We start from the raw sequence: 22,012 nt of genomic DNA, 5'->3' as shown, positions 1-22,012 counted from the left end.
CAGCGGTGCATGGGACCCGAGTAACCGCTAAAGCGCTAACTCGGGTCGACAAAAACAAAAGGGTTCGCGTGCAGTACGCGAACCCTGGCGCCGGAATGCCGCCCGACAGCGGCTGCGATCAGTGCATGGCTCAGCCGCCGGTCGACGGGTTCTTCTGCAATAGGCTGCGCGCCGTTTCCAGCACGCCGTCCGCAATCTTGCTCGTGTCGATCGTCAGCGTGCCGTTCTGGATGGCCTGCTTGATCGACTCGACTTCGCCGGCGTCGATATCGGCCGCGCCGGATGCCGCCAGGCTGCGCAACGACGACGACAGCCCTGACAAGCTCACGTTCGAATTGCCGGCAAAGCCGCCCGCGCCTTGCGCCGGCGCCTTCGAGGCGCTCGGTGCCGCAGCCGCGGCAGTGTCGGCCTGCTGCGTGCGCTGCGCGCCGTCCTTCACCGTCGGCAGGCTCGAATTGGTGGTGGAATCGATTTTCACGATTGGCTTCCCGAATGATTTGAGTGTAATAACGGCACACCCTAATCAAACTTTAGCGCGATCGTCGATTCCCTTTTTCACCGGCCGGCGCTCCGGCGATCCGGCCCCCGCTCACAGCTGGATCTCGACCGTTCCGCCGTCCTTCACGACGCCCTGGATGATCTGGCCCGCCGCCGTCTTCACCCGCACCGTCTGTCCGGGCGACGCGTTGTTCATCGCGCTGCCTTCCGACGAAATCGAAAATCCCTGTCCTTTCGCGACGATCCGTACCGTCTGCCCGATCGTCACCGCTGATGCGCTCCGGATCATGTCCTGGCGTAGCGGCATGCCCTCCGACACGCGCATGAGCGCGGTCGAGCCGACGGCTTGCGACGGGTCGATGATGACGGCCAGCGGCAGGGCGGTCAGGTCGCCGTCGCGCACGACGAGGTCGGCGGCCGACAGCACGTCGCCGGGCGCGAGCGAACGTGCCGCGACGTAGTAGGCGGCTTGCACCGACACGCGCGCTTGCAGGTAGAGCGTCCACGGATGGTCGCCGACGCAGCGCACGCCGACGGTGGTGCGGCCCCACATGCGCGAGCCCGCCGGCATGAACGGCGTGAGCGACGTGCAGGCGGCGAGGCCGCGCGGGAACACTTCATTGACGGTGATGCCGACCTTGCCGGGCAGCCCTTGCGCCTGCTGCTGCAGGAACGCGAGCGCCGCCTGGCGGATCGATTCGCCGTCTTGCTGGCCGGCGGGGGCGGCCGCGGCGGCCGGTACTGCGGCAGTCTGCACGGCGCGCACGGGTGGCTGGACCGCAGCGCGCGCGGCGGCAGCGCTCGCAACCGGCTGTGCCGCTTGCGGCAGCGAAGCCGGCGCCACGTTGGCGGCGTTGACGGGGCGCACGCCGCGCGGGTTCGCGGCGGACGCGAACTCAGGCGGTTCTCCGCGCGCGGAAAGCGGATCGATCGGCGCGCCGGCGGGCGTGTTCATCGCGACGGCCTGGCCGCTTTGACGCGAAATCTGCGGCGCCGAGGCCACCACGACCGGAATCACCTGACGCGGATTGACGTCGGCGTTCGCGAGCGGCATCGCACGGTTGTCGATCGCGGTGATCGCGGGCGCGCCCAGAGCCGCAACGGCGGCGGCGCGTTCGCCGGGACCGGGAATGACAATCGCGCCGCTCGCCGCGGCGGCCTTCGCAAACTCGTCTTCACGGGAGGCGCTGCGCGTGACGGGCGCCGCGGCGGCAATCGCCGGCATGGCCGGCGCCGCGTTCTGCATGCCGGCGCTTTGCGCCATCGCGAGCGCCGCGGCCGGATTCGTTTCGCCGGGCCCGGGAATCACGATCGGGCCGCTGCTGGCCGTCTGCGCGCGAACCAGCGCGGGAGAGGCGACGCATCCTGCGGCGCACGCGCTCACGAGCGCCCAGCGCCGAAGCCGGGGCCACGCCGCCGCCCGCACACGCCCCATGCCCGCGCCTTCGGCGCGAACACGGCGCATGACATAGGAAGCGGGCCGGGACATCGCGAATCTCCATCGGAATACATCGGTACGCCTCGCATTCTAGAGATCGCGCCTCTCACGCAAACGTTGAATAGAGGGGCGCTTCCCTGGCTATTCGTCCGATTGCTTCTTGCGTTGCCCTCCTAAGATGCAGTCCATGTAAAAAGGCCTTCCGCGCCGGCGCCCCCGTCTTTGCGGCGCGCACCGGCCGGGTTCCTGCAAAACGCTTGCGCTTGCTTTCGACGGAGAAACGCCCGATGGACAAACTCGATGCCGAATTCGCCTTTGGCCGCCAGTCGCTCGACGTGCGCGCCTATCGGCAGGAATTGCTGTCGTCGAACATCGCCAACGCGGACACGCCCGGCTACAAGGCGCGCGACGTCGATTTCTCGTCGGCGCTTACGACCGCGCTCAAGCAAAGCGGCGCGGCCGGCGCCACGGGCATGGGGGCGAGCAACGCGCAGCCGCTCGCGCTCGCGCAGCCCGCGGGCGTGACGAGCGGCATGTCGATGACGACGACGCAGGCCGGCCACATGGCAGGCAACACCAGGATGATTCCGACCGGCGGCCCGGCCGACAGCTACGGCCAGCTCGCCTACCGGAATCCGGTGCAGCCCGCGCTCGACGGCAACACCGTCGACCTCGACACCGAGCGTGTGCAGTTCGCCGACAACTCATTGCATTACGAATCGCAGATGACGGCCGTGTCGGGCGACATCAAGACGATGCTCGCGGCGATCACGTCGGGCGGCTGAGCGGCGCAGACCGCATGACACGAGCTATCCGACCGGCGGCACGAACGCCAAACGCAACTCACCACCGCACGCAACGGGGTTTAGAGAGAGGTCAACGAAAGCCATGCCATCTTTGATGAACATTTTCGACGTCGCGGGCTCGGCGATGTCCGCGCAGTCGGAGCGACTGAACGTCACCGCATCGAATCTCGCCAACGCGGACAGCACGACCGGCCCCGACGGCAAGCCCTACAAGGCGAAGCAAGTCGTGTTCGCCGTGGATCCGCTCGGCGGCTCGCGCACGGCCTCCGGCCAGCAGGTGGGCGGCGTGCGGGTGACCGGGGTGATCGACGACCCGACGCCGATGAAGACCACCTACGACCCGAGCAACCCGGCGGCGAATTCGGACGGCTACGTGACGTTGCCGAACGTCGACCCGGTGCAGGAAATGGTGAACATGATCTCGGCGTCGCGCTCGTACCAGGCCAACGTCGAGACGCTGAACACCGCCAAGAACCTGATGCTGAAAACACTCACGATCGGCAGCTGAGGAGAGAAGACCCGTGACGACCAATACGACTATCGGCAGCGCCAACTCCGTCCTGCAGAACCTGATCAGCACGGTGAACGGCACGACGGGCAGCTCTTCGAGCGCGAGCGCGAACTCGTCGTCCAACTCGACGTCGGCGTCGAGCCTGCAGAGCACGTTTCTCCAACTGCTCGTGACCCAGTTGCAGAACCAGGACCCGACCAACCCGATGGACAGCTCGCAAATGACGTCGCAGCTTGCCGAGATCAACACGGTGTCGGGCATCAGCCAGTTGAACACGACGCTGACGTCGCTCGCGTCGCAACTGACGGCGCAACAGCAGACGCAGTCCGCAAGCCTGATCGGCGCGACCGTGCTCGCGCCCGGAAACGCGGTGAGCGTCTCGAGCGGCGCGGCGACGCCGATCGGCGTGACGCTCACGGGCGCGGCGACGAACGTGCAGATCAACGTGATGAATTCGGGGGGGCAGATCGTCAACACGATCAATCTCGGCAAGCAAGCGGCGGGCACGGTGCCGGTCGAATGGACGCCGGTCGACGCGTCGGGCAACACGCTGCCGAACGGCGTCTACACGATTTCCGCGACCGCGACGATCAACGGCTCGTCGGCCACGCCGGCGACGCTCACGGGGGCCACGATCGCAGGCGTCGTGCCGCAATCGAGCGGCAGCCCGAACGTCGTGCTGTCGAACGGCAACACCGTCAACCTCTCGTCGGTCGCCGCGATCCTGTGACGAACCGAAGCCAATTCAGCCTTCCCTAAACCGGAGACCGCAATGGGTTACCAGCAAGGATTGAGCGGCCTCGCGGCCGCATCCAACGATCTGGACGTGATCGGCAACAACATCGCCAACGCGAACACGATCGGCTTCAAGAGCGGCACCGCCGTCTTCGCCGACGTGTACGCGAACTCGATCGCGACGTCAGTCAACAATCAGATAGGCATCGGCGCGCAGCTCGCCGAAGTGCAGCAGCAATTCGCGCAGGGCACGATCAACCAGACCGGGCAGGCGCTCGACGTCGCGATCAACGGCAACGGCTTCTTCCAGATGTCGAACAACGGTTCGGTCGTCTATTCGCGCAACGGCGTATTCCAGCTGAACAACAGCGGCCAGATCGTCAATGCGGAAGGGCTGCAGTTGATGGGCTACGCGGCCAATGCGAACGGCGTGGTGAACACGGCTCAGACAGTGCCGCTCACGGTGCCCACCACCAACATCGCACCATCCGCGACGACGAGCATCACCGGCCAGTTCAACCTGAACGCCCAAGGCAACCTGATGCTCACCACGCCGACCGTGACCGTGACCTCGGCGGGGCTGGTAAGCAGCGGCGCGGCGATCACGAACGCCGCGGCGGGCTCGAATGCCGACAACTACACGATCACGTTTACCAGTCCCACCGCGTACACCATCACCGACGCCACCAATCCCGCCAATAACGGCGCCGGGAACTACACCGCGGGCCAGGCCATCACGCTCGGCAACGGCCAGACGGTCACGCTGACCGGCGTGGCGGCGATCGGCGATACGGTGACGGTCAAGCCCAACCCGATTGCGTTCAACCAGAACAGCGCGTCGACCTACAACTTTTCGCAATCGGTTCCGGTATATGACTCGCTTGGCGGGTCGCAGACGGTCAACATGTACTTCGCGAAGACGAGCGCCGGCAATTGGAACGTGTTCGCCGGTCCGTCCACGGGTGCCGCGCAGCAGGTCGGCACGGCAACCTTCTCCAACTCGGGGCAGCTCGCGAGCGTCCAGCAGCTCACCGGATTCGGGCCGCCGCCCACCTTTGGCCCGCCGGCTTCGCCGGACACCTTGAGCTTCACGATTCCGAACACCGACGGGGCGGGCACGCCGCAGACGCTCATGCTGAACCTGACCGGCACGACGCAGTTCGGCAACCCGAACGGCACGAACAATCTCGTGCAAAACGGCTTTGCCGCGGGCCAGCTGACGAACTTCTCGATCGGTACCGACGGAACGCTGACCGGGAGCTATTCGAACGGCCAGACCGCCGCGCTCGGCCAGGTCGTGCTCGCGAACTTCAACAACCCGAACGGTCTCGTCAACCTCGGCAATAACGAGTTTCAGCAGACCGCCGAGTCGGGTGTCGCGCAGGTTTCGACGCCGGGCAGCACCAACCACGGCACGCTGCAAGGCGGCGCGGTGGAGGAGTCGAACGTCAACCTGACCAACGAGCTCGTCGACCTGATCACCGCGCAGCGCAACTATCAGGCGAACGCGCAGACGATCAAGACGCAGCAGACCGTCGACCAGACGCTGATCAACCTGTAAGCGCGACTGCAAAGAACGGGCGAGTCATGGACCGATTGATCTACACCGCAATGACGGGCGCGAGCCAGGCGCTCGCGCAGCAGGACGTCGTCGCCAACAACCTGGCGAACACGTCGACCACCGGCTTTCGCGCGCAGCTCGCGAACTTCCGCTCGGCGCCGCTTTCGTTCGGCGACGGCACCACGGTCAACGACGACACGACGCGCACGTTCGTGCTGTCCGCCACGCCGGGCGCCGACTACACGCCCGGCCCGATTTCGCAGACCGGCAACCCGCTCGACGTCGCCGTGCAGGGCCCGGGCTGGCTGACCGTGCAGACGCCTGACGGCAACGAGGCCTACACGCGTGCGGGCAACCTCCACGTCGACCCGAACGGCCAGTTGCTGAGCGCGACCGACCTGCCGGTGGTCGGCAGCAGCGGGCCGGTTTCGGTGCCGCCGGGCTCGGACATCACGATCGGCAAGGACGGCACGGTGTCGGCGCTGGTGCCGGGCAATCCGCCGCAAGCGATCGCGGTGGTCGATCAGCTGAAGCTCGTGAACCCCGATCCGGCCACGCTCGTGCGCGGCGACGACGGCCTCTTCCACACCGCCGACGGCAACCCCGCCGACGTGGACCCGGCCGTCGCGCTCGCGCCCGAATCGCTCGAAGGCAGCAACGTGAATCCGGTGGCGGCGATGGTGTCGATGATCACCAACGCGCGGCAGTTCCAGATGCAAACGAAGCTGCTGCAGAACGCCGATCAGAACGACCAATCCGCGAACCAGTTGCTGACGTTCACTTGATTGCGGCCGCCGGCCGCACGCTAGCGTTTCGCTAAAAGAATTTCTGGAGAAGACCCCAAATGAACCGTTCCCTCTACATCGCCGCCACCGGCATGAACGCGCAGCAGGCGCAGATGGACGTGATCTCGAACAACCTCGCCAACGTGAGCACGAACGGCTTCAAGGGCTCGCGCGCGGTGTTCGAGGACCTCATGTATCAAACGCTGCGTCAGCCGGGCGCGAACTCGACGCAGCAAACCGAGCTGCCGTCGGGCAGCCAGGTCGGCACCGGCGTGCAGCAGGTCGCCACCGAGCGCCTCTTCACGCAGGGCAACCTGCAGCAGACCGGCAACTCGAAGGACGTTGCGATCAACGGCAACGGCTTTTTCCAGGTGCAGATGCCGGACGGCACGATCGCCTACACGCGCGACGGCTCGTTCCAGACCAACTCGCAGGGCCAGCTCGTCACGTCGAGCGGCTACCAGGTGATTCCGGCAATCACGATTCCCGTGAACGCGACGTCGCTCACGATCGGCAGCGACGGCGTCGTGACGATCACGGTGCCGGGCTCGGCCAACAACCAGAACGTCGGCACGCTGCAGATCGCGACCTTCATCAACCCGGCAGGCCTGCAGTCGAACGGCGAGAACCTGTTGTCGGAAACGGCGTCGTCGGGTGCGCCGAACGTCGCCGCGCCGGGCTCGAACGGTTCGGGCACGCTCAATCAAGGCTACGTCGAAGCGTCGAACGTGAACGTCGTGCAGGAGCTCGTGAACATGATCCAGACGCAGCGCGCGTACGAGATCAACAGCAAGGCCGTCACGACGTCGGACCAGATGCTGCAGACCTTGAGCCAGATGCAAGTCTGACGCGCGTTCGATGCGCAGTTGACGAATAGGCAATAAATAAGGCGGTAATCGAAGATGTCGCAGTTCTCTCGTATTCCGGTTCCTTTGCGCGCGCTGCGCACAGCCTCGAGGCTCGCATTCGCCGGCGTGGTGGCGGCGGGCGTGCTCGGCGGCTGCGCACAGTTCAAGCGGGAGCCGATCACGCAGCAGCCGATGTCAGCCACCCCGCCGGTGCCCCCGCAGTTGAACCCGCCCGGCTCGATCTACAACCCGGGCTATGCGGGGCACCCGCTCTTCGAAGACCAGCGGCCTCGCAATGTCGGCGACATCCTGACCATCGTCATTTCGGAAAACATCAACGCCACCAAGTCATCGGGGCTCGCCGCAAACCGCAACGGCACGACCAACTTCTCGGTGCCGACCGCGGGCTTTTTCGGCGCTGTGTTCAGTCACGCGAACATCAACGCGACGGGTGCGAACACGTTCGCCGGCACGGGCGGCGCGAACGCATCGAACACGTTCAACGGCGTGATCACCGTCACCGTGACGAACGTGCTGCCCAACGGCAACCTCGTGGTGAGCGGCGAGAAGCAGATGCTCATCAACCAGGGCAACGAGTTCGTGCGTTTTTCCGGGGTCGTGAACCCGAACACGGTAGCCGGCGACAACAGCGTGTTCTCGAACCAGGTGGCCGACGCGAAGATCGAGTATTCGGCGAAGGGCGTCATCAACGAAGCCGAGACCATGGGGTGGCTGCAGCGCTTCTTCCTGAACCTGGCCCCATGGTGATGCTATGAAATCGAAACTCATTCGCGCCTTCGCGCCTATCGTGTTTTCGCTTGCGATTGCGGCGCTGTTCGGCGCCGGCGCGCCGGCGGCGCACGCCGAACGCCTGAAGGACCTCGTGCAGATCCAGGGCGTGCGCGACAACCCGCTGATCGGCTACGGCCTCGTCGTCGGCCTGGACGGCACCGGCGACCAGACCACGCAGACGCCCTTCACGACGCAGACGCTCGCGAACATGCTCGCGAACCTCGGCATCTCGATCAACAACCAGCAGATCGGCGGCACGAACAGCACGTCGACGCTCACCAACATGCAGTTGAAGAACGTCGCCGCCGTGATGGTGACGGCGACGCTGCCGCCGTTCGCGCGGCCCGGGCAAGCGATCGACGTGACCGTGTCGTCGCTCGGCAACGCGAAGAGCATTCGCGGCGGCACACTGCTTCTCACGCCGATGAAAGGCGCCGACGGCCAGGTCTACGCGCTCGCGCAGGGCAACGTTGCCGTGGGCGGCGCGGGCGCGAGCGCGAACGGCAGCAAGGTGCAGGTCAATCAACTGGCCGCGGGCCGCATCACCGATGGCGCGATCGTCGAGCGCGCGGTGCAGACGCGCGTGAGCGACGCGGGCGGCACGATGCAGATGGAACTGAACGACACGGACTACGACACGGCGCAGCGCGTCGTGGCCGCGGTCAACAACGCGTTCGGGCAGGGCACGGCGACACCGCTCGACGGCCGCACGATCCAGCTTCGCGCGCCGGCCGATACGTCGCAGCAGGTCGCGTTCATGGCGCAATTGGAGAACCTCGACGTGAAGCCGGCGCTCCCCGCCGCGAAGGTGATCCTGAACGCGCGCACCGGCTCGATCGTGATGAACCAGATGGTGACGCTGCAAAACGTCGCGGTGGCGCACGGCAACTTGTCGGTGGTCGTGAACACGCAGACCGTGGTGAGCCAGCCGGGCGCGTTCTCGAACGGCACGACCGTCGCCGCGCGGCAATCGCAGATTCAATTGAAGCAGGACAACGGCTCGCTCAAGCTCGTGACCGCAGGCGCGAACCTCGCCGAAGTGGTGAAGGCGCTCAACGCGCTCGGCGCCACGCCCGCGGATCTGATGTCGATCCTGCAGGCGATGAAGGCCGCCGGCGCGTTGCAGGCGGACCTCGAGATCATTTAAGTGCGCGCCGGGCCGCCCCAAGCGCACTGACGCCCCCTCGGGGGGCAGCGAACGAAGTGAGCGTGGGGGCTCTTTCCTTTAGGCAGCAAAGAACGAAGAAGGACGACGGACGATGAACAATTCGAACGCATCCAATGCCGCACTCGACCTGTCGCAGCGCTTCGCGCTCGACACGCAAGGCTTCGACGCCTTGCGCGCGCAGGTCAACGCATCGCCGCAGGCGGGCCTCAAGATGGCCGCGAAGCAATTCGATGCCGTGTTCACGCAGATGATGTTGAAGAGCATGCGCGAGGCGACGCCGCAGGACAGCCCGCTCGATTCGAACGACACCGCGCAGTTCACGTCGATGCTCGATCAGCAGTTGTCGCAGCAGATGTCTTCGAAGGGCATCGGCGTGGCGGACATGATGCTCAAGCAGTTGATGCGCAATACGGGCATGCAGGCCGGCGCGGGCAACGAGGGCAACCACGCCGCGCTGGACGCGCTGTCGAAGGCGTTTGCGAATGCGAAGGCGAACGGCGCGCTGTCGTCCGGCAGCAGCACGGGGTATTCCGCGAACAGCGCGCTGACGCCGCCCTTGCGCGGCAACGGCGCGTCGCCGAAGGTCGATGCGTTCGTCGACAAGCTGGCCGCGCCGGCGCAGGCCGCGAGCGCGACGACGGGCATCCCGGCGCGCTTCATCATCGGGCAGGCGGCGCTCGAATCGGGCTGGGGCAAGAGCGAGATCAAGAAGGCCGACGGCTCGACGAGCCACAACGTCTTCGGCATCAAGGCGACGAAGGACTGGACCGGCAAGACGGTTTCGACGCTGACGACGGAGTACGTGGACGGCAAGCCGCAACGCGTGATCGAGAAGTTCCGCGCGTACGACTCGTACCAGGAGGCGATGACCGACTACGCGAAGATGCTGAAGGACAATCCGCGCTATGCGTCGGTGGTGAATTCGTCGCGCGACGCCGCGAGCTTCGCGCACGGGATGCAGCGCGCGGGGTACGCGACCGATCCGCACTACGCGAACAAGCTGATTTCGATCATGCAACAGATGGGGTGAGGGCTGATACGGGAATGCTTAGCGCAAGCTCGGCAAGCAGCTAATTGCTTCTCGCGTCGAATAGCCGTCCAGCGTATTCCGAACTGCCGCCCGCAATCCATTTCAGCAGGCACCGCTCAGCAATGTAGTCACCGTCTGGTGAAGTGGATCGTTTGCATTCCGTGCCTCACGGCGCGTGATTGAAGAGAACACACTGTCATTGCATTGGCGGGGATTCCCGCCATGGACATGTCACTTCTTTTCTTGTCGTGCTGTCTAGGCATCGCACGGTCTGATCAATATCGAAGTGCTTTTCGAATTCCTGGTATGGCGACCAGTTGCCGGTCACATACTCTGATGAGGCTTGATCGAACACAGACCATTTATGGTTGCGGGGGCGTGCCGCGAGCAGCTTGTCCCATGTGGAAGGAGGCAAAGTTATATAACCGGAACCATCGCCGCCATCACCGCGGGAAAATGCGAGGTCTCCACTTTTAAACCATATAATTTCAGGATCCGACGTAAGGAACGTGCTCTGCAACAGCATCTTTCCACTTTTTGCGTCGTATAGCCGGCCAACGTATTCTGGAATATCGCGCGAACTCCACGTCAACAGGCATAGCTCGGCTATGTAGATGCCATTTGTGGACCTGGAAATTATGCAATTATTTCCACGTGGTGTGCGATTGAAGAGGCACAGATACAGCACCCCCACAATGACGACGAATAATGCAATGCACTTTCTGGAGGGGAATCTCATAGGTAGATCTCGAGAGGCGGATTGACCCGAACAAACCGGCGGTCGGTATACACAATGAAGTCCCCTCCTCGCTGATGCTTGATCGCCCACTGTCGAAAGCTGCTGTTGTAGACCGGGTAATGAACATTGCCCTTGGTGGATATATCGCCAACGGCAACGGGTGCATCGAAAGAATAAGCAACGATGGAAACGTCTTCGTCGTAGGGCAGACGAGATATCTTCTCCGCTGCGGCGTCGTATGGCACGACGATAACGCGATCCTTGCTCCAGTGCCCGAGGTACTGTGAACGTGCGCCTTCATCATCGGTGAATGTGTAGCCGTCTTTCGCGTAAACATAGATACCGGTTACCTCGGCTTTTGACCTTCCCGCGTCGGTATTCCAGGAAATGCTGGCGGTAGCAATGGCAGCATAGAAGTTGAACGAACCAAGCGCGCCAGTGAGATCGTCAGGCGAACCGTTATTTGTCAGATTCGCTTTCAGCAGTAGAGCTATTTTTTCCCCGAACGTGCCATCAACCATGGTGCGTTGAAACTGGAACTGACGGTGTAAATCGGTCGGGTTGCTCTTGGCAAGATCTGAGTTCTCGATGGCGAGGATACGGTATTTGTACGCGCCATCGTATTTGTCCTTGTAACGAGAAAATTTGTCTTCAAGCACCTTGCGTGCCCCCTCTGACCGAATCGCCTTATTGATCAGATAGTCGAATTTCTCCTTGGCGCGAGGAAATTCAAGCACCCAATCCAGCGTTACCGTCGTCAAGTCGTACATGTCGGGCGGATAAGGCTTGCCCACCTGATTGATTTCCTTTTCCTCGTCCTCAGTGGTGGGCGAATAGTTCAACCGCCCAGCAAACCACCGCTCCATCAGCTTGGCCGATATTGGCATGAACTCCTTGCGCATCGCCCCCGGAATCTCCTGAATATCGAACGGCGGCACCGTTTCTACTTTCTTGACCGGTTTTGGCGGGCTGGCCGGCCTCGGCGGCTCGGGCGTGTTAAGCCACGTCTTGAAACGCGAGAACGCGTTGGCGATCCGCTCGATATCATCGACCAGTTTTTCGGCCGGATCGAGTTTTGGCGGCTTCGGCGCGGAGGCTTCTGCAACCGGAGGTTCGGGCGGCGCGGGTAGCGGCGGCGGGGCCTTGTCCATCGAGAGCGACGCCTCGCGAACGACCCGAGCGCCCTCTTGGCGCTTCCATCGCCACAGCAATTTGTTGATCTTGTAGTACAGCACTTCCTCGTCTACCGAAGCCATATCCGTTGTCTCCCTGACTTATGTGAAGCATCTGTTCGCGGATGGAGCCTACGACCGTATCTATTCGGAGAGTTCTTGATAGTTTTCCGCGTTCGTTCGGCGTGTCGCAGTGGTGGAATCGGCGGCATCGGCAACGAACGATGCGCAGAGCGGAGCGGTCGCGACTAGGCGAGCAGCGATCATTTGAGTGCTTGGTTCGAATGAAAATTAGGCGACCGCCAGAGTAGCACGGCAGTGAAAGCTATTTGTCGGCTAGTGGGCGTGACATGGCGCCGCGAGTGGGCTTTCGATGCACAAACACGGCTCGTGCCGCAGCGCTCTTCTGTTGAAGTGGATCCAGCCTGACCGTTCCCTGCTTCCGGTTCCTTCAAATATCTTCAACATTTGCTATAAACTTCGCCGGTTAGCTGCCGCTAATCATAGAGACCAAGTGCCGGATTCCGCACGAGTCCGGCCTAGACGCGCGCCATTGGTCTCTTGGCGCGCCCGCGAGAGAACGGAATACCGGCAAGCCCATGGAAATCAATCAGTCGAATGAAATGCCGGAGGAATCCGCGGATTCCGGTCCGAGCTTCGGCCGTCGCAACCCGCTGGAAATCGGCGTGCAGTTGCGCAACCTCCTCAACCGCGGCGATTTCCTGACCGTCCAGTACAACGGCGGACAGCTCGTCACGCGCATTCTCGACGTCGACGTGCGCGAGCGCATGTTCGTGTTCGACTGGGGTGCGCTTGCGGAGCAGAACAAGGGGATGCTCGCCGCGCCGCGCTGCATGTTCCACGCGTCGCCGGAAGGCGTGCGCGTCGAGTTCACCACGAGCACGCCGAGCGAAACCCGTTTCGAAGGGCTGCCCGCCTTCGAAGCCGCGTTTCCCGAGGTGCTCTTCTACGTGCAGCGGCGCGAGTATTTCCGCGTCGACGCGCCGATCCTGGACCCGTACGTCTGCAAGGGCCTTCTGCCCGGCGGCGATCCGTTCCGCTTCGAAGTGCACGATATCTCGCTCGGCGGCGTCGGCCTGCGCACGACCGACGAGCGCGTCGCCGAGCTGCCGATGGGCACGGTGCTCGAAGACGTCGAGCTGTTCCTCAACACGCACGGCACGCTCTCGCTCGGCTTGCAGCTCGTCTCGCATCGCGCGGCGAACATGCCCAACGGCCTGCGCCGCTATCAGCTCGGCTTTCGCTTCATGTCGCTGCCCGGCAGCGCGGAAAACACGTTGCAGCGTCTCATCACCCAGCTCGAAATGAGGCGCCGCTCGCTCGTGCGCGCGTGACGCATCCGCATCTTCCGCACGTTCTTCGCCCGAGCGGATGCCGGGCGAAGAATTGACCGCCGATTGCCGCGCTGCTCGGCGGTTTGCCCGCCTGCCGCGCCGCCGATAATGCGGTGACGCATCGCGCGGCTCCGCTTGCTTGTCCCCTCAATTTTCTCCGTGCGGTGCCGTTATACAGCCAGTTCACGCAACCGGCGGCCCGATATCGCGCCCGCCCCATCAGGATGACGCATGTCCAACGATCTCTTCAGCATCGGTCTTAGCGGACTCCAGGCTGCCCAATGGGGCCTGACGGTGACGAGCCAGAACATCAGCAACGCGACGACGCCGGGCTATACGGTCGAGAATCCGGTTTTCGCGGAGTCGAGCGGGCAGTACACCGGCGCGGGCTACATGGGCAGCGGCGTGACCACGGTGACGGTACAGCGCGCGTACAGCCAGTACCTGACGACGCAGCTGAACAACGCGCAAGCGACGAGCAGCGCATCGACGGCCAGCTACACGATGGCCTCGCAATTGAACAACCTGGTCGGCAGCCCGACCGCGGGCATTGCGGCGGCGATCACCGGTTACTTCAGCGGCCTGCAGAACGTCTCGAACAACCCTGGCAGCGTCGCCGTGCGCCAGACCGCGATCAGCGATGCGCAGGAGCTCGCGAACCAGATCAACGCGGCCGGCCAGCAGTACGACCAGCTGCGCCAAAGCGTGAACCAGCAGCTGACCAGCTCCGTTTCGCAGATCAATAGCTACGCGACCCAGATTGCCCAGCTCAACAGCCAGATCCTGGCGGCGGGGTCGCAGGGCCAGCCGCCGAATCAGCTGATGGACCAGCGCGATCTCGCGCTCTCGCAGCTCTCGCAACTGGCCGGCGTCTCCGTCGTGCGGAACAACACTGGCTACACCGTGTCCCTCAGCAGCGGACAGCCGCTCGTCGCCGGCAATCAGGCCTTCCAGCTCGCGGCCGTCACGTCGCCGAGCAACCCGAGCGAGGTCGCGATCTCGTACACGGGGGCCGCGGGCTCGCCGGCCCCGGCCACGCCGCAATACCTGTCGAGCTCCACGCTTACGGGCGGCTCCGTCGGCGGCCTGCTCTCGTTCGTGAGCCAGACGCTCGACCCGGCAGCAGCGCAGCTCGGCGCGATCGCGACGAGCTTCGCGTCGCAGGTGAACGCGCAGAACCAGCTGGGCCTGACGCTGACGGGCGCGGCGGGCGGCCCCCTGTTCTCCGTGGCGGGGCCGGCGGTCTACGCGAACGCGGGCAACACGGGGACGCAGTCGCTGACGGTGACGCTGGCGAACGCGTCGCAGCCGCCGGCCGACAACTTTTCGCTGTCGTACAGCACGGTCACCGGCACGGGCACCTATACGCTGACCGACACGACGACGGGCTCCGTGGTCGGCACGTCGACCACGCTCGCCGTCGGCACCCCGGTCACGATCGGCGGCCTGACGCTCAGCGTCGGGGGCGGCGCGATCCAGAACGGCGATTCGTTCACGATACAGCCGACCCAGGGCGCGCTCGACAGCTTCGCGCTCGCGACGACGGATCCGACCGCGATCGCCGCTGCGTCGCCGGTGCTGGCGCACGCGGCCACCACGAACACGGGAACGGGGGCGATCACGCAGGGCACCGTGGGCGCAGGCTACTCGATTCCGAACCCGCCGCTGACCGTGACCTACAACACGGCGGTTCCCCCGGCGCTTTCCGGATTCCCGGTCGGTTCGACGGTCACCGTCGGCAGCGGCGCGCCGATCGCGATCACCGCCGGGCCGCCGGTCACCACGGTCCCGTATACGGCGGGCGCGTCGATCACGGTCAACACCCCGCCGCCGGCCGCCGGCCCGAACGCCGTGACGTTCACGATCAGCGGCACGCCGGCAAATGGCGACAGCTTCACGATCGGCCAGAACACGGGCGCCGCCAGCGACGGGCGCAACGCGCTCGCGATGTCGAACCTCGTGTCGAACCCCGTGCTGTCGAACGGCACCGTGACGCTGACGAACGCCTACGCGAACTACGTGAACAACATCGGCAACGCGACGAGCCAGCTTCAGGCGTCGAGCACGTCGCAGACGGCGGTCGTCACGCAGATCACGGCGGCGCAGCAATCGGTCCAGGGCGTCAACCTCAATGACGAGGCCGCCAACCTGATGCAATACCAGCAGCTCTATCAGGCGAACAGCAAGGTCATCCAGACTGCCGAGACCTTGTTCCAAACGTTGATCGGCGTCATTCAGTGAGGCGTTGAGCCATGCGCATTGCCACTTCGCAGATTTACAACCAGAGCGTCCAGACGATGGACAATCAACAGGCTCAACTGGCGCAGCTGTCCCAGGAGCTGTCGAGCGGCACGGCGCTGAACACGCCCGCCGACAACCCGATCGGCGCCGCGCAGGCCGTCACGTTGAGCGTCGCTTCCGCGACGCTGACGCAGTACACGACGAACCAGAGCTCGGCACAGTCGGCGCTGCAGCTCGAGGGCAGCACGCTCGGAAGCGTCACGAGCGTCATGCAAAGCGTCAAGTCGCTGATGATCCAGGCCAACAACGGCTCGCTCTCCGATACCGACCGCAACGCGATTGCGCAGGAGATGCAAAGCTACCGCAACCAGCTGTTGGCGCTTGCGAACACGACCAACGGTTCGGGGAACGCCATATTCTCCGGGTTTCAATCGACGACGCAGCCGTTTACGAACCTTCCGGGCGGAGGCGTTTCGTACAACGGCGATACCGGCCAGCAGCTGGCGCAGGTGTCGGGCTCGCGGCAGATTCAGACGAACGACAGCGGCCAGAGCGTATTCATGAGCGTGCCGACGACGGGCACCACGCCGGTGGCGGCCGGGGCATCGGGCAATACCGGCACCGGCACGATCAGCCCGGTGACCCTCTCCAACCCGGCGATCGCGACCAATAACGATAGCTACACGATCCAGTTCGCCGGCACGGCGGCCGCGCCGACCTACTCGGTGACGGACAACACCACCGTCCCGCCGACCGTCATCACGCCGCCGACGGCTTACGCGGCCACGTCCGGTTCGACGCTCACGCTCAATCTCGGCGCCGGGATGAGCACGACGATCTCGGGCACGCCGAACAGCGGCGACCAGTTCACGGTGACGCCGGCCACCTCGCAGGTCAACAGCAGCGTGTTCGCCACGCTGGATTCGGTCATCACGGCGCTCAAGACGCCGACGGCCGGCAATGCGAGCGCCCTCGCGAACCTGACCAACGTGCTGACAGCGGGGCAATCGGCGCTCCAGAACTCGCAGACCAACGTGTCGATGGTGCAGGCTTCGGTCGGCGGCCGCGGACAGGAGCTCACGGCGTTGCAGACGTTGACGTCGACCAGCACGCTGCAGACGCAGACCAGCCTGTCCGCTGTCACCAGCACGAACGTGGCGGCGACGATCAGCCAGTTCGAACAGTTGCAGACCTCGCTGTCGGCTGCGCAGAAGAGCTTCGTGCAGATCCAGCAGATGTCGCTGTTCCAATACGTCAATCCGTGATGCCGTACCGATGACCTCGGCTGGCCGGGCGCCGGCCCGCCGGCGTCATCTCAGCCCGGCCGCCACCTGCCCCAGCGCATCGATCCCGAGATCGAACATGCGGGAAAAAAACGGAATCATGTTCGGAAGCATCAGCTGCACAAGCAGCATGCCGACCAGCATCGTCACCGGAAAGCCGATCTGGAAGACGCCGATCTGCGGGGCGGCGCGATTCAAAATCCCGAGCGCCAAGTTGGCGATCAAGAGCGCCGCCACCACCGGCAGCGCCAGCAGCAGCCCCGCCGAGAACAACATCCCGCCCCATTCGACGAGCGTTCGCCATCCCGGTGCGCCAAGCACGTTCGCCGAAATCGGCACCGTCTGGAACGTCGCGACGAGCGCGCCGATCACTTGCAGGTGTCCGTCGAACGCGAGGAAGGCCAGCATCGCGATCGTGTTCAGGTAGCGCGAGAGCACGTCGCTCGCGTTGCTCGAACCGGGTTCGAAGAACGACGCAAAGCCGAGCCCCATCTGCATGCCGATGATGCCGCCCGTCGTTTCGACCGCGCCGAACACGACCTGCATCGTCAAGCCGAGCGCCGCGCCGATCAGGAACTGGTTCACGATGATCCATATGCCCGCCGCCGAAAACACCGTGGGCTGCGGCAACGGTCCGATCGTCGGCGCGACGACGATCGCGATGAACGCGGCGAGGCCGATCTTCACGCGCACCGGCACCGACATGTGGCCGATCACCGGTGCCGTCGCCACCAGCGCGAGGATGCGCACGAACGGCCACAGAAAGGCGGTCATCCACGTGTTCAACTGCGCATAGGTGACGGAGAACATCGCGGCGCGCGGGAACGAAGAAAGGCGAGCGGGAAAGCGCGGTGCCTGCGCGTCAGCCGGCGAGCTGCGGCACGCTCGTGAGCACGTGGCGCAGATAGTCGAGCATCGTCGTGAGCATCCAGGGGCCTGCGATCACCATCGTCACCGCGACTGCAAGCAGCTTCGGGATGAACGACAGCGTGGTCTCGTTGATTTGCGTGGCCGCCTGAAACAGGCTCACCACAAGGCCCACCACGAGCGCCACCAGCAAGAGCGGCGCGGCAAGCAGCAGCGCAACGTACATCGCCTGGTGCGCGAGCGACATTACGGATTCTGGCGTCATGGTTCAGGCCTGCTTCGAAGTGGGATCTGACTAAACGGTTCCGGCGCGGCGCTCATAAGCGCGCCAATTCAGGTGAAGCTCTGCGCGAGCGAGCCGATCAAGAGCTGCCATCCATCGACGAGCACGAACAGCATCAGCTTGAACGGCAGCGAGATCGTCGCGGGCGACACCATCATCATCCCCATCGACATCAGCACGCTCGCCACCACCATGTCGATGATCAGAAACGGAATGAAGATCGTGAAGCCGATCTGGAAGCCCGTCTTCAGCTCGCTCGTCACGAACGACGGCACGAGCAGCGACAGCGGCACGTCCTCCGGCCCCTGCATCGGCGCGGCGTGCGAGATCTTCGCGAAGAGCGCGAGATCGGACTCGCGCGTCTGGCGCAGCATGAAGGTCTTGAACGGCGCGAGGCCGCGCGAGACGGCCGTATCCATCGGCAGCGTGCCTTCCGAGAACGGCTTGTAGCCGTCGTTGTACGCCTTGTCGAGCACGGGCGACATCACGAACAGCGTCAAGAACATCGCGAGGCCGACGAGCACTTGGTTCGGCGGCGTCGTCGACAGCCCGAGCGCCTGGCGCAACAGCGACAGCACGATGATGATGCGCGTGAAGCTCGTCATCATCAGCACCATCGCCGGCAGGAACGACAGCATCGTGAGCAGCAGCATCGTCTGCACGCTCAGCGAGTACGTCGTGCCGCCGTTCGGTCCCGGGCTCGTGTTGAAGGCGGGCAGGCCCGCGCTCTGCGCGAACGACAGCGCCGGCAGCGCGCCGAGCAGCGCCGGCAGCAGGACGGGCAGCGCGGCCTTCGTCAGTTGCCGGAAGCGTTGCGGCAGGGAAGCGGCGCGCGCGCCCGCTTGCGCGCCTCGGGTGAGGGTACGGCTAGACGGCATTTACTTGTCTCCGCTCTCGCGGCGCTGAAAACGTTTGCTCGCCTCGCTCATCAACGCGGTGCGAAAGCGCTGTCCGAAGGTGCCCGTGAGTGCGGTTTGCGCAGCGTGTGCGCCGGAACCGGAACCCGAGCCGGACATGCCGCCTGACGCGAACCCCGTGGCGCCTTGCGCGCTTGCCGAGCCGGCCGGCATCGTATGCAGGAGACGCACGTTGCCGGGCGCGGTGCCCAGCACGAGCCACGTGTCGCCGATCTCGACGACGGCCACGCGCTCCTTGCCGCCGAGCGAGGTGCCGGCGATGACCTTGACGTGCCCGCCGCGGCTCGACGGCTGCAAGCCGAAGCGGCGTGCGAGCCACGCGCATGCGAACACGAGGCCGATGACGACGATGAGGCCGACGATCGTCTGCAGCACGGCCCCGACGCCCAGCGACGGCACCGCGGTGCCCGCACCGACGCTCGAGGCTACGCCCGTGGCGATCTTCGCTGCGTTGTTGACGGCGTTCATGTCGGCGGCCAGCGCTGCGCGCGGGGCCGACGATGCCAAGGACAGCACCGGTACGAGCCACGCCCGCGCGCGCCATCCACCCGGAGCGGCAAGCGAAAGCCGCCCGCCGGGGCGCTGCGCGAATCTCATCGATTGAGCTTCCGGATGCGCTCGGACGGCGTGATGATGTCGGTCAGGCGAATGCCGAACTTGTCGTTGACGACGACGACTTCGCCCTGCGCGATGAGACAGCCGTTCACGAGCACGTCCATCGGCTCGCCCGCGAGGCCGTCGAGTTCGACGACCGAGCCTTGCGCGAGCTGCAGCAGGTTGCGGATCGCGATCTTCGTGCGGCCGAGCTCCACGGTCATCTGCACGGGGATGTCGAGGATCATGTCGATGTCGTTGCGCGTCGACGCGGGCTCGACCTTCGACAGCGGCTGGAACACGCCGGCCGCGGCCGGATTGACCTCGGCGTTGTTGTTCTGCTCGGCAAGCGCGCTCGCCCAATCGTCCATTCCCGAATCCTCAGTTGCGGCGGCATCGGCCGCTTCGATCATTTCGCTCGCCATGGCAGCCGCCATTTGCGCATCGACATCCGATTGACCGGACTCCGGCGTCGCGTTCAGCTCAGTCATATCCACCTTCCTTCATCGATTCGCTGACGCTGATCATCTTCTGAACCCGCAGCGCGTATTGACCATTGAAAATGCCGTAGCCGCATTCCAACACCGGCACGCCGTCGACCTTCGCGGTGATGCGCTCGGGGATGTTGACCGGCAGCACGTCGTTGACGCGCATGTTGAGAATTTGCTCGAACGTCACGGGGATTTCCGCGAGGTTCGCCGTCAGCTCCACTTCCGCGGCCTGCACTTGGCGCGACAGCACGCGCACCCAGCGGCGGTCGACTTCGAGCGCTTCGCCCTGGATCGGCGAGGAGAGGATGTCGCGGATCGGCTCGATCATCGAATAGGGCATGCAGATGTGCAGCGTGCCGCCCGTCGGCCCGAATTCGATCGAGAACTGCGTGACGATCACGATCTCGTTCGGCGTCGCGACGTTCGCGAACTGCGTGTGCATCTCCGAGCGCACGAATTCGAACTGCAGCGGACGCACGCTCTTCCACGACGTCTGGTAGTGCTCGAACACGAGGTTGAGCAGCTTGCTGATGATGCGCTGCTCGGTCTGCGTGAAGTCGCGGCCTTCGACGCGCGTGTGAAAGCGCCCGTCGCCGCCGAACAGGTTGTCGACGACGAAGAACACGAGGTTCGGGTCGAACACGAACAGCGACGTGCCGCGCAGCGGCTTCACGTGCACGAGGTTCAGGTTCGTCGGGATCGGCAGGTTGCGCGTGAACTCGCTGTACTTCTGCACCTTCACGGGGCCGACGGAGATCTCCGCGGTGCGCCGCATGAAGTTGAAGATGCCGACGCGCAAGAGCCGCGCGAAGCGGTCGTTGATGATCTCGAGGCCGGGCATCCGGCCGCGCACGATCCGCTCTTGCGTGGCGATGTTGTACGGGCGCACGCCCGAGCGGTCGCCCTGGTCGGAGACCGAGTCGGCTTCGCCGGTTACGCCTTTCAGGAGGGCATCGACTTCCTCCTGGGACATGAACTCTTCGTGGCCCATTTCCTGGTTCTCGCTGGTGCGTCGTGGCTATCGGATAACGGCTTGAAACGCCGCCGGGTTCAGCTGCGGGGCCGTGTCACTGGACAACGAATTCGGTGAAGAGCACGTCTTGCACATGCGGCGGTGCGCCGCCCGCGTCGGTCGGCTTTTCGACGAGCACCTTCAGTTCGCTCGCGAGCGCGTGCTTGCCATCGAGCGTCGCGAGGTCGTCCGGCTTCTTGTTCGAGAGCGCGAGCAGGATGCGGCTGCGAATCTCCGGCATGTGCTGAGTGAGCTGTTCCTGGGTTTTCGGGTCGGTCAGCTTGAGCGACAGACCGACGCGCAGGTAATGCATGTTGCCGTCGTCGGACTGGAGGTTCACCGTCATCGGCTCGAGCGCGAAGTAGATCGGCGCGGGCGGCGGCGCGGGCTTCGAAGCCGACACGTGCGGCAGGCCGTCCTTCAGCACGAAGAAGTACGCGCCGGCGGCGGCGCCGAGCGCGACGATGATCGCAATGATCGCGATCAAGATGATGCGCTTCATCTTGCTCGGTGCCGGGGGCGCGGCCTGTTGCTGCTGTGCTGCGGTCGTCGTTGCCATGGGTTTGCCTGCTTTTATGCCGTAGTCTGCATTGTTCGGGATGGGCGGTCTTGGTGATAGGCCGAAAAGAAGGGGGATTTTGGGTTAGCTCGCACGTTTGCGGAATGCGGAGTTTGCTGTCTTTGCGGCGGCTGGGGCTTCTGCTTGTCGGTTTTTCGTGCACTGGCGTCTCCCTGCGGCACTGGCAATTCCGTTCGCTTCTGCGGATAGCGCGGCAGCGAAGTTGTGCAAGTCGACGGCCTTGTTATCGGGCGGCGCGGGAGCTGCGGCTCGATTGATGGTGTGGTGTTTTGCGAAAGGGCAACATCGAGTCATCTCAAAAATATT

The 22,012-nt window shown here is 64.5% G+C and carries 23 protein-coding genes; 12 read left to right on the top strand and 11 right to left on the bottom strand.

Annotated features, from left to right (window positions below):
- Window positions 1-130 precede the first annotated feature (130 nt).
- Window positions 131-478, bottom strand: a complete 348-nt coding sequence (flgM, locus tag J3489_RS34310) for a flagellar biosynthesis anti-sigma factor FlgM (protein ID WP_207005265.1) — start codon at window positions 476-478, stop codon at window positions 131-133.
- A 111-nt stretch (window positions 479-589) separates the two neighbouring features.
- Entirely contained in the window at window positions 590-1,987 is a 1,398-nt protein-coding gene (flgA, locus tag J3489_RS34305) for a flagellar basal body P-ring formation chaperone FlgA (protein WP_242540541.1), read from the bottom strand.
- 236 nt (window positions 1,988-2,223) lie between these two features.
- Between flgA and J3489_RS34300 the strand changes: the two genes are divergently transcribed.
- The 9 genes from J3489_RS34300 (at window position 2,224) to flgJ (ending at window position 10,172) form a co-directional block, all read left to right on the top strand.
- Window positions 2,224-2,721, top strand: a complete 498-nt coding sequence (locus tag J3489_RS34300; RefSeq protein WP_207005264.1) for a flagellar basal body protein — start codon at window positions 2,224-2,226, stop codon at window positions 2,719-2,721.
- A 103-nt stretch (window positions 2,722-2,824) separates the two neighbouring features.
- Window positions 2,825-3,250: a flagellar basal body rod protein FlgC gene (flgC, locus tag J3489_RS34295; RefSeq protein WP_207005263.1), complete on the top strand. Its 426-nt coding sequence runs from the start codon at window positions 2,825-2,827 to the stop codon at window positions 3,248-3,250.
- A gap of 13 nt (window positions 3,251-3,263) precedes the next feature.
- Window positions 3,264-3,983 carry a flagellar hook assembly protein FlgD gene (locus tag J3489_RS34290; protein ID WP_207005262.1) on the top strand — a complete coding sequence of 240 codons (720 nt, stop codon included), beginning with the start codon at window positions 3,264-3,266 and terminating at the stop codon, window positions 3,981-3,983.
- 42 nt (window positions 3,984-4,025) lie between these two features.
- The gene (locus tag J3489_RS34285; protein WP_207005261.1) at window positions 4,026-5,549 is read left to right on the top strand and encodes a flagellar hook protein FlgE; all 1,524 of its coding nucleotides are present in this window, start codon (window positions 4,026-4,028) and stop codon (window positions 5,547-5,549) included.
- Window positions 5,550-5,575: 26 nt separating this feature from the next.
- The gene (locus J3489_RS34280; protein ID WP_207005260.1) at window positions 5,576-6,334 is read left to right on the top strand and encodes a flagellar basal body rod protein FlgF; all 759 of its coding nucleotides are present in this window, start codon (window positions 5,576-5,578) and stop codon (window positions 6,332-6,334) included.
- 59 nt (window positions 6,335-6,393) lie between these two features.
- Window positions 6,394-7,182, top strand: coding sequence for a flagellar basal-body rod protein FlgG (flgG, locus tag J3489_RS34275; protein ID WP_207005259.1), 789 nt, complete (start codon window positions 6,394-6,396; stop codon window positions 7,180-7,182).
- A gap of 54 nt (window positions 7,183-7,236) precedes the next feature.
- A complete protein-coding gene (locus J3489_RS34270; protein WP_207005258.1) occupies window positions 7,237-7,950 on the top strand; it encodes a flagellar basal body L-ring protein FlgH in 714 nt (237 codons plus the stop codon).
- A 4-nt stretch (window positions 7,951-7,954) separates the two neighbouring features.
- Entirely contained in the window at window positions 7,955-9,121 is a 1,167-nt protein-coding gene (locus tag J3489_RS34265) for a flagellar basal body P-ring protein FlgI (protein ID WP_207005257.1), read from the top strand.
- Between the two features lie 112 nt (window positions 9,122-9,233).
- Window positions 9,234-10,172, top strand: coding sequence for a flagellar assembly peptidoglycan hydrolase FlgJ (flgJ, locus tag J3489_RS34260; RefSeq protein WP_207005256.1), 939 nt, complete (start codon window positions 9,234-9,236; stop codon window positions 10,170-10,172).
- A 735-nt stretch (window positions 10,173-10,907) separates the two neighbouring features.
- On the opposite strand, the gene J3489_RS34255 is transcribed toward flgJ, so the two are convergent.
- A complete protein-coding gene (locus J3489_RS34255) occupies window positions 10,908-12,167 on the bottom strand; it encodes a DUF6402 family protein (protein WP_207005255.1) in 1,260 nt (419 codons plus the stop codon).
- A 515-nt stretch (window positions 12,168-12,682) separates the two neighbouring features.
- On the opposite strand from J3489_RS34255, the gene J3489_RS34250 reads away from it, so the two are divergent.
- The 3 genes from J3489_RS34250 (at window position 12,683) to flgL (ending at window position 16,944) form a co-directional block, all read left to right on the top strand.
- The gene (locus J3489_RS34250) at window positions 12,683-13,438 is read left to right on the top strand and encodes a flagellar brake protein (RefSeq protein ID WP_207005254.1); all 756 of its coding nucleotides are present in this window, start codon (window positions 12,683-12,685) and stop codon (window positions 13,436-13,438) included.
- Window positions 13,439-13,669: 231 nt separating this feature from the next.
- Window positions 13,670-15,679, top strand: a complete 2,010-nt coding sequence (gene flgK / locus J3489_RS34245) for a flagellar hook-associated protein FlgK (protein WP_207005253.1) — start codon at window positions 13,670-13,672, stop codon at window positions 15,677-15,679.
- Window positions 15,680-15,690: 11 nt separating this feature from the next.
- A complete protein-coding gene (flgL, locus tag J3489_RS34240) occupies window positions 15,691-16,944 on the top strand; it encodes a flagellar hook-associated protein FlgL (RefSeq protein WP_207005252.1) in 1,254 nt (417 codons plus the stop codon).
- A 45-nt stretch (window positions 16,945-16,989) separates the two neighbouring features.
- Here the strand turns inward: flgL and fliR are convergent, their stop codons facing one another.
- From fliR to J3489_RS34200, 8 genes are all read right to left on the bottom strand, one after another.
- Window positions 16,990-17,772, bottom strand: coding sequence for a flagellar biosynthetic protein FliR (gene fliR / locus J3489_RS34235; RefSeq protein ID WP_207005251.1), 783 nt, complete (start codon window positions 17,770-17,772; stop codon window positions 16,990-16,992).
- A 52-nt stretch (window positions 17,773-17,824) separates the two neighbouring features.
- Entirely contained in the window at window positions 17,825-18,094 is a 270-nt protein-coding gene (gene fliQ / locus J3489_RS34230) for a flagellar biosynthesis protein FliQ (protein ID WP_207005250.1), read from the bottom strand.
- A gap of 68 nt (window positions 18,095-18,162) precedes the next feature.
- The gene (gene fliP / locus J3489_RS34225; RefSeq protein WP_242540540.1) at window positions 18,163-18,990 is read right to left on the bottom strand and encodes a flagellar type III secretion system pore protein FliP; all 828 of its coding nucleotides are present in this window, start codon (window positions 18,988-18,990) and stop codon (window positions 18,163-18,165) included.
- On the bottom strand, window positions 18,991-19,626 hold the full coding sequence (gene fliO, locus J3489_RS34220) for a flagellar biosynthetic protein FliO (RefSeq protein WP_207005249.1): 636 nt from the start codon (window positions 19,624-19,626) through the stop codon (window positions 18,991-18,993).
- Window positions 19,623-20,048 (bottom strand): flagellar motor switch protein FliN, encoded by a 426-nt coding sequence (fliN, locus tag J3489_RS34215; RefSeq protein WP_374193517.1) that lies wholly within the window; start codon window positions 20,046-20,048, stop codon window positions 19,623-19,625. Before fliN ends, fliO begins: the two co-directional genes overlap by 4 nt.
- A 58-nt stretch (window positions 20,049-20,106) precedes the next feature.
- Entirely contained in the window at window positions 20,107-21,105 is a 999-nt protein-coding gene (fliM, locus tag J3489_RS34210; protein ID WP_207005247.1) for a flagellar motor switch protein FliM, read from the bottom strand.
- 76 nt (window positions 21,106-21,181) lie between these two features.
- Window positions 21,182-21,685: a flagellar basal body-associated protein FliL gene (fliL, locus tag J3489_RS34205; protein WP_207005246.1), complete on the bottom strand. Its 504-nt coding sequence runs from the start codon at window positions 21,683-21,685 to the stop codon at window positions 21,182-21,184.
- 84 nt (window positions 21,686-21,769) lie between these two features.
- A partial coding sequence (locus J3489_RS34200) for a hypothetical protein (protein ID WP_207005245.1) occupies window positions 21,770-22,012 on the bottom strand: 243 nt, incomplete at its 5' end.

It is taken from the genome of Trinickia mobilis, assembly GCF_017315705.1.
Taxonomy (GTDB): Bacteria; Pseudomonadota; Gammaproteobacteria; order Burkholderiales; family Burkholderiaceae; genus Trinickia_A; species Trinickia_A mobilis.
The sequence above is the reverse complement of the archived record's forward strand: the minus strand, read 5'-3'. Positions and strand labels throughout refer to the sequence as shown.